This window comes from Desulfobacula sp., from assembly GCF_030611305.1.
In the GTDB taxonomy this organism is placed as follows: domain Bacteria; phylum Desulfobacterota; class Desulfobacteria; order Desulfobacterales; family Desulfobacteraceae; genus Desulfobacula.
In genome coordinates, this window is the sequence record NZ_JAUWQB010000004.1 from 1 (window position 1) to 15878 (window position 15878).

9 protein-coding genes are annotated in these 15878 nt (G+C 40.6%); 6 read left to right on the top strand and 3 right to left on the bottom strand.

Features of this window, described 5'->3' with window-relative positions; translation table 11 throughout:
• Window positions 1-60: 60 nt before the first annotated feature.
• The 3 genes from QAI40_RS01200 to xerD form a co-directional block, all read right to left on the bottom strand.
• Window positions 61-7599: a type I polyketide synthase gene (locus tag QAI40_RS01200; RefSeq protein WP_299976543.1), complete on the bottom strand. Its 7539-nt coding sequence runs from the start codon at window positions 7597-7599 to the stop codon at window positions 61-63.
• Between the two features lie 110 nt (window positions 7600-7709).
• On the bottom strand, window positions 7710-9266 hold the full coding sequence (locus tag QAI40_RS01205) for a PfaD family polyunsaturated fatty acid/polyketide biosynthesis protein (RefSeq protein WP_299976540.1): 1557 nt from the start codon (window positions 9264-9266) through the stop codon (window positions 7710-7712).
• A gap of 117 nt (window positions 9267-9383) precedes the next feature.
• Window positions 9384-10271, bottom strand: a complete 888-nt coding sequence (xerD, locus tag QAI40_RS01210) for a site-specific tyrosine recombinase XerD (RefSeq protein WP_299976537.1) — start codon at window positions 10269-10271, stop codon at window positions 9384-9386.
• Window positions 10272-10450: 179 nt separating this feature from the next.
• Here xerD and QAI40_RS01215 point away from each other — a divergent pair, with 179 nt between their 5' ends.
• Genes QAI40_RS01215 through QAI40_RS01240 form a run of 6 tightly spaced genes read left to right on the top strand, consistent with a single transcriptional unit; the run spans window position 10451 to window position 15871 of the window.
• Complete coding sequence (locus tag QAI40_RS01215; RefSeq protein WP_299976535.1) at window positions 10451-11230, top strand: ParA family protein; 780 nt, start codon at window positions 10451-10453, stop codon at window positions 11228-11230.
• Window positions 11227-11655: a hypothetical protein gene (locus tag QAI40_RS01220; RefSeq protein ID WP_299976532.1), complete on the top strand. Its 429-nt coding sequence runs from the start codon at window positions 11227-11229 to the stop codon at window positions 11653-11655. The genes QAI40_RS01215 and QAI40_RS01220 overlap by 4 nt, the downstream gene beginning before the upstream one ends.
• Window positions 11656-11715: 60 nt before the next feature.
• Complete coding sequence (mqnE, locus tag QAI40_RS01225) at window positions 11716-12795, top strand: aminofutalosine synthase MqnE (protein WP_299976529.1); 1080 nt, start codon at window positions 11716-11718, stop codon at window positions 12793-12795.
• 13 nt (window positions 12796-12808) lie between these two features.
• A complete protein-coding gene (gene mqnC, locus QAI40_RS01230; RefSeq protein WP_299976526.1) occupies window positions 12809-13867 on the top strand; it encodes a cyclic dehypoxanthinyl futalosine synthase in 1059 nt (352 codons plus the stop codon).
• Window positions 13864-15042, top strand: coding sequence for an amidohydrolase family protein (locus tag QAI40_RS01235; RefSeq protein ID WP_299976523.1), 1179 nt, complete (start codon window positions 13864-13866; stop codon window positions 15040-15042). Before mqnC ends, QAI40_RS01235 begins: the two co-directional genes overlap by 4 nt.
• The gene (locus QAI40_RS01240) at window positions 15035-15871 is read left to right on the top strand and encodes a menaquinone biosynthetic enzyme MqnA/MqnD family protein (RefSeq protein WP_299976520.1); all 837 of its coding nucleotides are present in this window, start codon (window positions 15035-15037) and stop codon (window positions 15869-15871) included. The genes QAI40_RS01235 and QAI40_RS01240 overlap by 8 nt, the downstream gene beginning before the upstream one ends.
• Window positions 15872-15878: the final 7 nt, after the last annotated feature.

Consider the following 15878-nt stretch of genomic DNA (forward strand, 5'->3'; position numbering starts at 1 on the left):
GCTTTTTAGCGTCGATGGTACTGCATGGGAGACTGTGTGGGAGAGTAGAACGTTGCCGGTTCATTTTTTTAAAGGTCCACCCCATGATACTGCATCATGGGGTGGACCTTTTTTGTTTAAAGCTTGTTCTAAGTGGTGTGATTTATTGAAATCCAGACTAAAATTTCTCATTTCATAAATACAGATGCCATCAACCGTAAGAGCCCCATCTGCTATAACGGAATAGTTACTATTTATATGGGTGACGGTTTTTATATGTGCATGGATTTCTATTTTTTTATTTAAAGGTATGATTTGTCCCCTGTAGATCCATTCATGGGATTGGCCCTGTGTCATTTGTGTTTTATATTCGTTTGCCGGGATATCAAATTTTTTAAGAAGAAAAAATCGAATCATTTGAAGAAAGGATTCAATTCCTAGGGAACCAGGACAGACCGGGTCCTGATAAAAATGTGCATTAAAAAACCATTCTGAAGGATCAACTATTTTTATTGCCTTAATATATCCCTTTTCATAAAGACCGGCATCAAAGCTTAAAACTTCAATATTATCAATCATTCTCAGGGCCTTTGAAGGCATTCCGTTGTTGTTATCGTAATTTTTGTCTTCAGGTGTCAAAGGGGCATTATTTTCGAAGTGATAGCTTTTTGTATTTTCAAGATTTTTTTTAGATAATGAATATTTATCAAACCTGCTGTCTCTGATACCGATCTGATTTGAAAGGGCCTGTTGGGTAAAAAAACCAAAATTGGTCGTTCCTTTATAAACCGCATCCCCATCCTTTAATACTTCCATGTCAAAGTCCTGGATGATCATACTGCCGGCTTTGGATACATCCGTCATCCTGTTCCTGATTGTGATGGTTCCGCAGCCCCGGGATAAAGGGTGAATCAGTGTGGCTTTGCCCCCCAGATTTCGGAAATGGAGCCTCTCGTCACTTTCAAGGGCGGAACCCGCATATGCAGCCAGCCAGCCGCAGGGCTGAAGTGCAATTTCAAGGAGGATGCAAAATGGTATGGTATCAGTTTTGTTAGCGTTAAAATACCACGCATCTTTTGGAATATCATATTGAGTTTCAATCCAGCCGCCCGGTTTCATTTTCCATTGAGGGTGATCTGCTTTAAGTACCCGGTCCATAAAGAAATAAGGCGGCCTGGGAAGACGTGCAATCTGCCTTTCTTTATCAAATATTTTATATTTTTCTCCAAATGCTTTAGAAGGGTTCCCCTGGGCAAATGCAAGAATGGATTTTTTTGAAAAGAGAGGTTTGGTTTTAAATTTTCCATTTAAAGACGGGGAGGTTAAGGCTTCAAATCCGGTGATGCTGGCAACAACCGTATTTTCTTCATTCAGAAAGGTAAAATAGCCTTTTATTTTGGTTTTGGTTTCTTCATTTACGATAAAGAGAATTCGAATATTTCCTTTTAATTTATCAAAGGATGAATACAGCCTTAAATTGGCGATAAAACTTGGCAGGCAAACCTGTCCCATTCTCTCATGCGACCAGAGTATGGCAGCCTGGAAAGCCGCATCCAGCATCATGGGTTCAATACTCCATTTTGAATTGTAAGGGGTTTTAAACCATTGATCCGGATTAGGCGCCAAACATGTAATAATTTCAATGCCTTTTTTTGAATATCCATTGATAGATTGTATGCCTTGCAAGGCCTTCCCATGGAAAAGAACATCAAGATAAGCCTGATTTACTGGAATTGAATAGGGTTTTAATTCCATGAAAGCGGCTTTGGACAGCACCGGTGGCTTAGGCAGTCTATCTTTTAATATAACAGTACAACTTGAATGGATAAATGAGTGTTTGCTGCCATTTTCTGACGTAATGTTGCTGAATGTCCCATATCCATTTTCATCTGGTTTACACTTTTCTAGGCTTACATTGATACTTAAGTTTTTCTTCCCGGGTTTAATGCCCTTTAAAAGGCGCATGTTGTCTATTCCGGAAAAAACAAGGCCCGGATTATTTTTTTGGGCTGCATGGGCATGATATTCCATTAATAATGCAAAAGGAACTACAGGTTCTCCCGCTATCTGATGGGAGGCTAAAACAGGTGTTGACGTTAAACCTAAAGACAGGGTCATCGCCTTTGCAAGTTTTGGTTTTTTCGATTTTTTCTTTTCCAAAAGATGTGCCCCAATGATCACTTCAGGTCCATTCTTTTCTATGCTTCCCATTTCATTTAATAATTGTCTGGCTCCAGTCTTTAAAGGGATAAGGTCAATCCCTCGTTTTAAAAATTCTTTTTTCAAAGATGCATCAACCATCCCGCCTTCCCATGGACCCCAGTTGATTGACAGGAATCTACAGCCAGAGCGTTCTAATGCCAGTTTTTGAGCCGTCTTATTTAAGATTTCGTTTGCAATTGAATAGTCACATTGTCCCCGGTTGCCTGTTCGGGCAGCAATGGAAGAAAATAAAACAAAATATTTGAGTTTATCCTGTTTTGATGCAGACAGCAGCGTATCAAGCCCTTTTACTTTTGTTGTAAGCACAGACATAAATTGATCAATATGTTTATCAATGATCAGTTTGTCTTCAAGGACACCTGCGCCATGAATAATGGCTGTTATTTGCTTGAACTCTTTTCGTACAGTTTTAAAAATGCTCTCAATTTCTTTTGGTTTCCTAATATCTGCTGAGAAGTATCTAACCTGCGAGCCATTTTCATTCATCAATTGAATATTTTTTTTTACTTCCCGGTTGGATATGATTTTCTGATATGTTTTTTCTATATCAGCGGGTTTTGGTGTCTGACCTTTAAAGTCATGGGTCAGTATGGTTTTTTTCAGTATTCCGGGATCATGAATGTCTTTTGCCCATTCAGGTTCTGTAGAGGGAGCCTTTGATCTGCCTATAAGAACAATGGTGGGGGAATATTCTTTTGCCATTTCAATGGCACATGCTGCGGTAACGCCTTTGGCCCCGCCTGTAATGACGACTACATCATCGGATTTAAGGTCAACATTGCCATGTGTCAGGCTTTGATCGGTCAGAATCGGGATATTACAGCTGTCTCCATCCAGACCCATTTCGACAGAGCCATAGGTCATCATTAAAGAGACTGCAGCTCCGGCATTTTCCGCACATTTTTTTTTGGAATCAGGCATGTCCAATGCCCTGCACAGAACATTTTTCCACTCAAGACTGGCTGTTTTTGCAAGCCCTGCAAGTCCGCCATAAACCGGATCACTCCGGAAAGCTTTTCCTGTAAAGCCAAACCCACCGCCTAAAAAGGAGACAGTTGTTAAAAATGCACCTTTTTTACTACCTGAATCCATGAGATAACAGGCATTCTTCTTTACCAGCAAGAATGCGGATTTTAAAAAATTTATGGAAGTATCTGAATTGTTTTTATTAAAAGAGTCCGGTATCAGAACAAGACCTGCAGCATCCGGTAACTCTGGAATATTTCCTTTGCTGATATCGATCAGATCTGCATTTATTCCTAATTTTTCAAATTCCGTTTTAAACAGGTTGGCTATATTTGAGCCATCTATCGTAATGTAGACTTTTTTTTTAGCCAGCAATTCTATTTTTGCGCCATTATAGAACCTGATCTGATTGGTCGGGTATTCCTGTAAAGAAACTACCTGCCGGGTCAGTTTTTTATCTAAGCTGACATTATTTGATTCTACTTGATTTGATTTTACCTGGGGATCATCATTGGGCGCCGACATTTTTTTTATAACTTCAACAGGTGTTTTCTGATCACTCTTTGTCAGATATGTAATGATCTCTTCAATGGTTTTCAGATTTGCAATGTCATCGGAAGAAATGGTCTCGATATGATCCAGTTCCTGCTCAAGTTTTGAAAGAATTTCTACCCGCTTAATGGAATCAATGCCCAGGTCTGATTCAAGATTCATGGAAGGTTCAAGCATTTCAACAGGAAATCCTGTTAATTCGCTTATGGTATTGACCAGTATAGTTGAAACGGCTTGATAGGTATCCGGTTCAATATTCCTTTGATTTATACCGTCAGTGGTGTCTGTATTTGCTTCACAAGTGGTTTCAATGACAGAGGCCGTCTCATTTTGTATGGTATTACTAATATCTTTCAAAGTCCTTACGGAACCAATATTTTCAGTGGTTAATCCCTCACAGGAAGGAATCTGTTTTTCAAGTTCTGAAATAATCTCCACTTTTTTGATTGAATCAATGCCCAGATCAGATTCAATGTCCATATCTGATTCCAGCATCTCAACAGGGAAGCCTGTCAATTTGCTTACAATTTCAAACAGGATTTTTTCAATTTGAGCACAGGTAATTTTATTTTCAGACTCATCAGCCAGGTCTGTTTCAACTCGTTGTGGCGTTTCAATTTGAGTATCAGGTTCAAGCGCTTGAGTTTCACTGCTAAAGGAAGAGGATTGAGAAATCGTGATATTATCATTTTCCTGGCGGACAGGTTCCGGCTTGTGTTCGTTCATCGCAGGTGAAGCAAGATTACGGGTTTGTTCCATCATGCTCGCCAGGGTTTTGCTTGCCTGGGCCTGTGTTTCAAGAAATTTTTCATGGGCCCGGGCTGTTTGTGTTTGAAGCTGCTGTATGGCTTCAAGCCCTTTCTGAACCATTTTCATGGCTTCAGTGGCAGGTGAACTCAGATTATTACTATCATTTTTTTGTGTATTTTGAGACGTCATATCAGATCCTTTTAAAACTGACCTGTTTTTATTAACTGCTTGTTTTTGTGATGGTTCCGGTTTTGATTTTGGGATGCCGCACTTGTTTTTCGGCTTAGGATTGGCACCTGAAAGCTTTATTTTTATTTTTTTAGGCACAGGTTTTTTTGCTGCATCTTCCCAGGGGGTAAGGTCAACTGCAAATCCCCTTGAAGCGATCATACACAATACATGGGCAAGATCTTCAATGCCTGATTTCTTTCCTGAAGATTCGTCAAGAGAAATCGCTGTAATATCATTTTTTCGTAAAACTGATTTTATCAGACCTGTCAGTACAGCCTTGGGGCCGACTTCTATAAAAGTGGATACGTTTTTGTCAAGCATACACTCAATATTCTCAACAAAGTTGACCGGGCTTATCAGTTGATTTCCAAGAATCTTTTTGATTTCATGTTCTTTTCTTGCATAAGGTTTTCCGGTTGTGTTGGAGAGGACGTCAACAGGTGTAGGAGAAAATGCCTTTGAGGATAAATCTTTTTTAAAAGGTGTTACGGCATTTTGAACAAGTCTGCTGTGAAATGCTGCGGCAACAGGAAGTTTAACGGCTCTTAGTTTTTTTTGTTTACAGATTTTTTTTGCACGAAGGATTTCGTTAGTCGATCCAGATAAAACCCCCTGGGTTTTGCTGTTTTTATTTGCAAGAATCAAATCAAGTTTTTCATCTTTCACCAGTGCCTCAATATCTTCCAAAGGGGCTTGAACAGCAAGCATACTGCCCGAATCACCATCCTGGTGTGATCCGGCAGTTGCCATATATTTGCCCCGTGCAGCAGCAAGAAAAAGAAAAGATTTTTCATCCATCCAGTCGGCTGAACAAAGGGCTGACAATTCTCCAAAACTGTGGCCACAGGTTATTGCAGGTCTTATACCAAATCTTTTTAACACTTTAATCATGGCAAGGGAGACTGCACCTATAGCCGGCTGGGCAATGTCGGTCTGGCGAAGCTCTTCTTCCGATTTTGTTTTTGTCTGCAAATGGGATGGGGGAGGGAATATATATTTGTGCAGCGGCTTGAATTTTGACGATTTGTTGTTTGTTTTGGAAAAAATATCTGTTGCCTGTTCTAATGCTTCTAAAGCTTCAGGAAACAGCGAAACAAGATCTTTTCCCATACCCGTGTACTGGCTTCCCTGGCCGGGAAATAAAAAGCCCAGCTTTCCTCCTTTTTTTTCGGATGAAAAATAGATATTCGGTTGTGATTTGCCTGTATCAATGCTTTCTTTGGCTTTGGTTAGATTTTTTTGAATATCGTCATCTTTTTTGTGAACAATCAGCAGTCTGAAATCATGGCTGGCTGAAAAGTTTTGTCTTGATTCATGGGACTGCCAGGCGATGGTCTGCCTTTTTTCCTGAGCATCTTCTGTCTCATTCAGATCTGTTTTAAACGCATAGAGTTTGTCCAGAAGCCCCTCTTTTGTATCAGATGAAAAGGCAATGATTTGTATGGTCCCATCCCAGGAAACATGAGATTTTGAAGGGCTATACTCTTCCAAAACTATATGAAAATTACTTCCGCCAAAACCAAATGCGCTGACACCTGATCTTCTGGGATGACCCGATGATTTTATTGGTGATTTTGATACCCAGGGTTTAGATTCAGAATTTAAATAAAACGAAGAATTGTTGATGTCGAGTTCAGGATCAGGTTCCAGGGCTTTTAGCGTAGGGGGAAGGACCTTATTGTAAAGAGACAGCGCAGTCTTTATAATCCCTGCAGCCCCAGCTGCGGCCTTGGTATGGCCGATCATGGATTTAACCGAACCAATGGTCGTTTGATTTTTTCCAGAAGATTGTTCAAAGCATTTTTTTAATGCCTCAAATTCGACTTTGTCACCAACCCTTGTTCCGGTTCCATGTGCTTCCACGAGTTCAACCGTGGAAGGGTCGATATCTGCCTCGTGGTAAGCTTCGTTTAGTGCTTTAAGTTGTCCTTTGGAATTAGGGGCATAAACGGCAGAGGTTCTGCCATCGCTTGAAGTGCCGATTCCTTTAATGACGGCATAGATTCTGTCCTTATCCTTTTGAGCATCGTCAAGACGTTTTAAAACCAGCATCCCGACACCTTCACCCAGAACAGTACCGTCTGCATCTTTTGAAAAAGGTTTTGCATCGCTGGTGTGTGACAGAACCCCGGTTTTTGCAAAGCACATGTGCATGAAAATATCATTCAATGTATCCACACCACCGGTAATAGACATATCGCATTTTCCGGAAACAAGTTCCATGACCGCCGTATGAATGGCAGATAAAGAGCTTGCACAGGCAGCATCTGTTACCGTATTTGTTCCGGAAAGGTTTAAACGGTTTGCGATTCTGCCGGCAACAACATTGCCAAGAAGACCCGGAAATGAGTTCTCCTGCCATTGGACATAATCACCTTGTATCCGTTGAATGATTTCTTCTTTTTTATTTCCGCTGATTCCGGAATCTTCCAAAGCCTTTTTCCAGATAGGATGTCCAAGCCGTGCGCCCAAGGGAATAACCAGTTCCTGGGTGCCGGTAACCCCTAAAATTACATTGACCTTTTTTTGTTCAAGAACAGGATGATTTATCGGATATCCGGCATCTTCAAGGGCCATCCTCGCCACCTCAAGCCCCAAAAGCTGGGATGTGTCCGTGGCTTCTATATTATTGGGTGGGATACCATAACTTAAAGGGTCAAAGGTTACAGGCGGGAGAAAACCGCCTCTTTTGCAATAGATATGGTCTGGTGTGGATGGGTCCTGATCAAAATAGTCTTTTAATTTCCAATGGGTCTCATCCGGAATATCAACAATCGCATCAATGCCGTTAAACAGAAGATGCCAATATTCTTTCAAGTTACTGGATTTAGGGAAGATACATCCCATACCGATGATGGCAACGCTATTTTTATGATGTCCGTTATTTTTCTTATTCATATATAAATTTGAATTTAAATAATTAAAATTGTGGACAATATACTATCCTGAGGCAGGGGAATCACCCGATTGATCAGGATTTGACAAAAGTTTTACATTGAAAGGGGCGACTAAAGAAAGTTGAAAATTTCCTTTTTTTTCATGGGTTTGAGATCGCTTGCATCCATTGGCACCTCGATCCCCTGGATTTTTAAAATAGATGCCCTTATGCAGATACAGGCACCGAACATGAGATTTAAAGCGATTTCAGCAGTTCTGCGGTTTTCGTGGATTTCAAGAAAACTGCCTTTTACCCACTGGTTAAAGGCGCCAATGGCAGGCCCGCACCAGATCTGGTAATCTATTTTCCTTTTGGGAATGCCCTGGATGGCCCATTTTGACGAAAGACCAAGATAGGATCTGAAAACAAGGGCCATTTTATGTTTCGGATCACTTTGGGCTCTTTTAATTTCTTTAATATTCCCGGTTTTCCGGAAAAAATTTTTTGTGGAGTCCCAGGCCTCTTCAAAGGTTGTCTGTAGAAATTTCTCCTGGATCTCCTGCTTTGATTTTTCGTCGATTTCATCAAAACTATTGTGAGATTTATAAAGTCTATAAAGCTTATCAGCTCTTACTGGAAACAGGGTCCCCCTTTTTAAAACCTGGACCCTTGCTCCGATCTCAAACATATCCGCGGCAGGAGCCATGGCCATATCTGCCTGCTCAGCCCGGCAAAGCATTTTTTTGACATCTTCACAGATCCCCGCTTCAATACAGGATTGATTGATTGACCCAGTGAGGATATAGGCTGCTCCCATTCCAAAGGCGGCAGCTGCTGATTGTGGGGTGGCAATCCCCCCTGCAAGCCCAACGCACAGGGGCTCTTTGTAATTGTAGATTTTCATGAATTCGTTTTTTAAAGCAATCATGGTCGGCAATAAAGCCAGTGCCGGGCGATTGTCCGTATGCCCGCCCGAGTCTGCTTCTGCTGTCAAATCCTGGGCCATGGGAATATATTGAGACAGTCTGGCCTCCTGCCTTGTAATCAAGGCCTTTTCAAGGAGGATATTCACCAGTTTTTCAGGCGGCGGAGAGAAAAACTGCCGTGCAATTTCAATTCTTGATACTTTTGCGATGATATGATGGGGCGTAACAATATGCCCTTTATCGTTTTTATAAATTCCTTTAATTCGATAATAGACAAGGGCAGGGGTCATGCGCATGAAGGCAGCAGCACTGACCAAGGTGATGTTATGTTTTAAATAAAGGTCAACCGTAGCCATTTCATGGGCCGGGTCACCCAGGGAGTGGATCAGGTTAAAGCCAAAGGGCTTGTCTTTCAGGGTATTTTTCAGCTCGATAATATTTTCTTCAATCTTTTCAATGGAAAGGCCGCCGGCACCCAAAAAGCCGATCATCCCATTCTCTGACATGGTTTTTACCATATCCGCAGACGTAATTCCATTGGCCATGGCTCCGGCAATATACGGATATTTTAAAGAGTGCCGTTTCTTAAATTTTTCATCACCAAGGTTTTCAAGCCGGACAGCCGGAACAAATGCCTTGAAACGATGCAGATTATTATTTTTCGTTACAAAATTAAGCCCAGTATCGTTCTGAATAGCAAAAATGGGTTTGTTCACCTGCATGAGCAGTTCTTTTAAGGGTATTGAATTTTCCATAGGCATTTTTAATGTTTTCCGTATAAAAATTTAGACAAAAAGCTTTTAATTGCTGTTTTTACAAAATAGCAGCCATATCTAATACCATGAAAGGAATTTAAGAATCAATATGGAAATATTTGATTAATTTCTCGGATGATATTTTTGATGCATCTTCATTAGGTACTCCCTTGAGATGTGGGTATATATTTGTGTGGTCGATATGTCTGAATGGCCCAGCATGGTTTGTACCGACCTTAAATCAGCACCGCCTTCAAGCAAATGAGTCGCGAACGAATGCCTTAATGTATGGGGCGTGATATTTTTTGATATGTTGGTAAGAAGGGCATATTTTTTTATGATTTTCCAGAAAGATTGACGGGTCATGGGTTTTCCGGCCCTTGCAACAAAGAGATATGGTGTTGAAATTTTTTTTAAAAGGGATGATCTGCCCTCTTTGATCCACTTTTGCGTGATGGATCTTGCATGGGAACCAATGGGAACGATTCGCTCTTTGGAGCCCTTTCCCATCACTCTTACAAAATTTGCATCAAGGTTAACGTCCTGTAGACAGAGTGAGATAAGTTCAGATACCCTCAGGCCTGCTCCGTACATGATTTCCATCATTGCCGAATTCCGCATTTCCCTTGGTTTTCTGATATCCGGGACATCAAGAAGATCTGCAACTTCCCTGACACTCATGATTTTTGGGAGCGCTAGGCCGGTTTTAGGAATATCAACATTTTTTACAGGGCTTTTCGTTACTTTTTTTTCATTGATTAAGAATTTATATAAACCGCGGATGGTAATCAAATGCCGGGCTCTTGATTTAGCTGACAGTCCTTTTTTGGCAAGGTCGATAAGCCAGGCAAGAATGACGGCAGTATCCACATCATTTAAATCACGAATCCTGTTTTTTTCAAGAAAAGTGATGTATTGAGCCAGATCCGCTGAATAGGAGACCATACTGTTATCGGACAATCCTTTTTCAATAATAAGAAAATCAAGATATTTTTGGGTTAATTCATCCACACATTTCTCCTCTTTGATCTTGTTTCGCATTATGATATATTCACAATATTATTTCAACTCGTCCTGAATATTTCATTGGTTTTTATTTGGAAATCCGGGAGAGGATTTTGGTGGTGGATTTGGGGGTTAAACCATATGATGATTGAATTTTTTGATAATTGTGCTAAAGGTATATGGTTATGAGTAAAATAATTACTATAGCCGGCCAAAAGGGGGGAGCAGGTAAAAGCGTTACAGCTATAAATCTTGCCACATCATTGGCTTTATTAGAAAAAAAAACGCTGTTAATAGACTGTGATCTACAGGGATGTTCCACCCAGGGGTGTGGTATTAATGCCTTGGATTATAATTGTGATATCGCATCATTTTTGTCTGGTCGAGCAAAAATTACAGATACGGTTGTAAAAACTCAAGTCAACTATCTGGATATGATACCTGCAGGATTTAATTTGTTTCGAGTGGCCTTGAAGTTGGCAAAAAACCCTGAAAATGAAAAGATTTTACGCCTTTTTTTAAGGGATGTTGAAGACGAGTATGAGTATATTATAATTGACCCCCCCTCTTCGTATGGCTTTTTAAGCATTACAGCCATGACAGCAGCTGACTGGCTGGTTGTCTGCATGTCTGTTCATCACAATTCGGTCGAAGATTTCCATTGTTTGCTTCGAACAGTAAAATATATTCGGACAACTCACAATGTTCCCTTGAAAATAGCCGGATGTCTTTTCAACAAGTGTGAAACAAAAGAAGATATCCCCTCTTTTTTAGAAAACCAGAACTTGCCGGATATAAAACAAATGGTGTATAATACGTTTATTCCTGAAGACGACAATATTAAAAGATCAATTGATTTAAAGATTCCTGTAGCATTGCATGATATAAAGAGTCCGGCAGCTGCGGCATATTTGAGTTTTGCAAAGGAGATACATTTTTTCTTCAATTTGAGAGGTGTTTTATGAAACTTACAAAGGCAGAGACCATTCAGGAATGTGAAAAAGTATTTATTGATACAATAAATGAAGGATTAGACCGGGAAGCCATTGAAAAAATGCTTTTTGAAAAGCACAGCTTCACACTTCAAGAAGAAATAGATTACAAAAAAGGCGATCTTGTGGTTTATAATGATAATATCGCATATAAATTTGATTTCGAAATTAAGGTCCCATTATCTGTGATTTTTAACAGGCAAGGCGAATGTTTAGAGATTTCAACCGTACGAGATAATTTTGAGGAAGAGGGTGAAGATGATTTGCTTCATGAAGAGAATACGGTGGCCCCTCCAATAAGTCCTGAGCGGGATGGTAAAGTGGCTCAGATGGCTTCAAATATTGCAGATATGATTTCTGAGATAAACCAGCCAGAGATAGAACAGAAAGACAAATAATGGATACGGATGCTAAGCCAGACGAAGAATCGGCCCCCGGTATTGGATATGTCAGTATCAATGCTCATTGATAAAAGACTTGAAAGTATTTTTTTAAAAGTCTTAAAAGGCTCCCGTCTTTCCAGGGAAGACGGGATTTGTATTTATGAAACCCATGACCTGATTGGTTTGGGGCAGATTGCGAACCATGTCAGAAGGTCTTTGCATGGCAATAAGGCGTTCTATATTTATAACCAGCATTTAAATTATACCAATGTATGCAAGAACCGGTGTCGGTTTTGTGCATATGCCAGGGACCGCAAAGAAAAGGGTGCCTATACCTGGTCCGTTGAAGAGATTGAAAAAAGGCTTTTGGAGCGCATTGATGAGCCGGTTAATGAGCTGCATATTGTCGGGGGACTCAATGAAGACTTAAATTTTGATTATTTTATTGATCTTTTAAAGACCGTCAAAAAAGTGAGGCCCGGAGCCACTATTAAGGCATTTACCTGTGTGGAAATCGATTATTTGTCCAATCTTGCCAGGCTTTCTTTGGAAGAGACCATTCAAAGCTTGAAGGATGCAGGACTTGAAATGATGCCGGGTGGCGGAGCGGAAGTTTTAAATTCAAGAATCCATAAAGAATTATTCCCCAGAAAAATTAATCATGAACGCTGGCTTGAGATTGTAAGGGCTGTTCATAAAGCCGGGATTAAAACCAATGCCACCCTGTTGTATGGTCATATTGAAACCATTGAAGAGAGAGTGGATCATCTCATCACGCTGAGAGAATTGCAGGATGAAACAGGCGGTTTTTCAGCCTTTATCCCTCTTGCGTTTCATTCTGAAAACACAAAGATTCCGCATATCCCCCCAACAACTGCCATGGATGATTTAAAAAATGTGGCGGCAGCACGTCTTATGCTGGATAATTTTGATCATATTAAAGCCTACTGGGTGATGATCGGGGAAAAACTGGCCCAGGTGGCCTTAAATTTCGGGGCTGATGACCTGGACGGGACAATTATTGAAGAGAGGATTACCCATACGGCCGGTGCAAAATCAGCGACAGGTCTCACAAAGGAACAAATGGAGGATATGATCACAAAAGCCGGGTTTGAGCCTGTTGAACGGGATTCTTTCTATCGTCCGATTAACTGATTGTGTGAATATAATGGACCAATTAAATATAATTATTGAGAAGGTTAAAGAAAATCAAAGAATAGATGTCGATGAAGGTCTGGCGCTTTTCAGGCAGGCTGATTTTTTGACCCTGGCAAGTCTTGCAAACCACAAACGGTTTTATTATCACCCAGATACAATTGTCACCTATGTGGTGGACAGAAATATTAATTATACCAATATCTGTGCATCCGGTTGCAGGTTTTGTGCATTTTTTGAGTCCCCAAGTCAGGGCAAAGGGTATATTATTTCAAAACAGGACCTGTTTGATAAAATTCAGGAAACCATAGACCTTGGCGGGACCCAGATTCTTTTGCAGGGGGGTATGCATCCTGATCTTGAAATTGAGTATTATGTGGATCTATTAAGGTATATTAAAGAGAATTTTGATATTCATATTCACGGGTTTTCCCCCCCGGAAATAGATTTTATTGCGAACAAGTCTTCTTTATCCATTAGCGAAACCATATCGATTTTAAAGAAAGCGGGTCTTTCTTCCATCCCCGGCGGTGGAGCGGAGATTTTATGTGATGATATCCGGCAAAAGGTTTCCCCCAATAAGTGTTCATCGGAAGAATGGCTCGAAGTGATGCGCCAGGCCCATTTACAGGGAATGAGGTCCAGTGCCACGATGATGTTCGGCCATCTTGAAAAAGATTTCCATATCTTTGAGCATATGGATAAAATTAGAACCCTGCAGGATGAAACCCACGGATTTACAGCCTTTATCCCCTGGACCTTTCAACCGGACAATACAAAGATTGCTGTTAAAAAAAAGACCGGCGTTGAATATTTAAGGGTTCTGGCAATGTGCCGGTTGTTTCTTGATAATATTGATAATATCCAGGCCTCCTGGGTGACCCAGGGGGATAAAATTGCCCAGACCGCACTTTTTTTCGGTGCAAATGACATGGGGAGCACCATGATTGAAGAGAATGTTGTCGCTTCGGCAGGTGTTGATTTTATGCTTTCCAAAGAAGAACTGACGCGGTTGATTACCAGAGCAGGGTTTGAACCACGGCAACGGGACTGCTATTATCATCTGCTATGACTCCGAATTCCAAAAACGTTTCCTGTATTGAAAGCAGCAGCGGACGAGAACTTCACCGCGCCGGCTGGATTATTGTTGATTCTTCTACCATTATTGAGAATGGATACATTGAAATTGAGAATGGTTTCATCAAGGGTGTTCACAAAGGAATTCCAAAAGAAAAGAGTATTGATCATGGCCCTGGCGTATTAATGCCACCCCTTGTCAATACGCATCTGCACCTGGAATTGTCTGCTTTAAAAGGCTGTTTGCCTTTTGATAAGGGGTTTAAAATTTGGGTTAAAATGCTTTTGGAAAAAAGAGAGACCCTGGGAGAAGAAAAACTTATCAAAGAAGCCCGAAAGGCTGTCAGAAATTTAATAAAGTCCGGCAACCTCTATGCGGGTGATATCTCAACCCTTGGTATTATAAAATCAATTATTGAAGATTCTGCCTTAAATGGCGTCTGTTTCCAGGAGTTTCTAGGATCAGGCACTCAACCATTTTTTACACAAAAGAATGATTCTGTCTCTTTTTCTGTTGCAGGACATGCCCCTCATACCTCTTCTCCTCAACTGCTCAAGGCATTAAAACAATGTTCTAAATCAAAGGGGCTGCCTTTCTCCATCCATGTGGCAGAGTCTGATGATGAATCCGAGTTTATTAATGATAAAAAAGGGCAGTGGGCTGATTTTTTGACTGACCGGGGGATTGACTGGTCATCCTGGGATATCGGATCAAAAACACCTGTGTCATACATCAATGACATGGGGCTGCTCGACCTTTTAACCATAGCGGTTCATGTCTTGACTGTGAATGACAGGGATTTGGAAATACTTGCACGGTCAACAGCAAAGGTTTGTGTCTGCCCCAGGAGTAATCAAAATCTCCATGGAAAACTTCCTGATATTGAAAAGATGATAAATGTTGGCATTAAACCGGCTCTTGGGACTGACAGCCTTGCAAGCTGTGATTCTTTAAATATTTTTGATGAAATGGCCTTTGTGCAAAAACATTACCCAAGACTTGATCCCGCAACTATTTTCTCAATGGGCACCATAAACGGTGCCAGAGCCCTGGGGCTCGAACGATTGACCGGTACAATTTCAAAGGGCAAAAAGTCTCAATTTTTATACCGCCCAGTGAAAGCAACGAATAAAAAGGATCTTTTTCAAAGAATAATATCCAATGAATGACAAAAATGTATATATTGGGAAAATCAGCTATATCAATGATTCTCCTGTCTATTATGGTCTTGATCACGGCCTTTTGCCGGCCTGGTTGAAAATGGTGCCGGATGTGCCGTCTGTCTTAAACCGGAAAATAAAAACCGGACAGATAAAAGTAAGTCCCATATCAGCAGCTTTTTATGCCATGAATCACAGGGAGTTGTTATTGCTTCCAGATCTGTCCATATCCTGTGACGGCAGAGTGTTAAGTGTTATTTTAGCCAGCAATTATAAAATTGATGATCTTGAAGGCAAAAAGGTGATGTTCTCACAGGACTCGGCATCTGCCGCTTCTTTTTTGAAAATGATATTTAATCAGAGAAAGGTTTCTCCGGTCTATGAAATCGGGCCTGTAACCGATTGCCAGTCGATCTCCAAATCAGCTGATGCAGTATTGGTAATTGGAGATACAGCCCTTAAGCATCCCTGGGATCAGGTTTTTGAACATTGTATAGATTTAGGGCAGTTCTGGTATGAAATGACTCAACTCCCCTTTGTGTTTGCTGTCTGGGCGGTCAGACGATCTTTTGCACAGAAATACCCCTCCCGTGTAAAAGAAATTTACGAGTTGCTATTGGAGTCAAAAAAACAAGGATATCAGAATATTGACAAGGTTGTTGAAGCAGGAAAAAATAAATTAAACCTGGATCAATCTGTTATTGAAGAGTATTTTGACTTGCTTTATTGTGATCTTGATGACAGAAAAATCAAGTCAATGCAATTATTTTTTGACTCTCTTTTTGATCAGGGAATTTTAAATGAAAGAGCAGACATAGAATTTTTCAATCCCCAGTGAAGTCAAG